Origin of the sequence: Undibacterium sp. Di27W (assembly GCF_049340345.1) — a bacterium.
Lineage (GTDB): Bacteria > Pseudomonadota > Gammaproteobacteria > Burkholderiales > Burkholderiaceae_D > Undibacterium.
The window spans coordinates 1-408 of record NZ_JBMPOS010000108.1 but is presented as its reverse complement, the minus strand read 5'-3'; the positions used below and the strand labels follow the sequence as shown (position 1 = coordinate 408).

1 protein-coding gene is annotated in these 408 nt (G+C 57.6%); it reads left to right on the top strand.

Features of this window, described 5'->3' with window-relative positions:
• Positions 1-408, top strand: a 408-nt coding sequence (locus tag ACO0LF_RS31510; protein ID WP_423021358.1) for a LysM peptidoglycan-binding domain-containing protein, incomplete at both ends; no start/stop codon positions are given.

Genomic DNA, 408 nt, shown 5'->3' with positions numbered 1-408 from the left:
AACAAAGCGCCTTGTCGGGTAACGGCCCCAGCATGTACATCACCCAGCAGGGTGACACCCTGCAAAGCATCGCCAAGACCGTCTGGGGCGACGCCACCCTGTGGTACCTCATTGCCGACGCCAATGGCGTTGTCAGCGCAGACAACTTTGCCCCAGGCACAAAAATCCTTATTCCTGCCAGGGAGATAAGCAGCCACAACACCGCAGACAGCTTCAAGCCCTATCGTCCGGGTGAGATTATTGGCGATACCACGCCGACCCTGCCAACCCCGGCAGGCGCAGGTGGTTGTGGAGGTTTGGGACAAGTCATCATGATCGTTGTGGCCGTGGTGGTGACGATCTATACGGCGGGGGCGATGACCACTGAAGCATTAAGCTTTATGCAAACGATGCAAGCAGGTGCAGCTG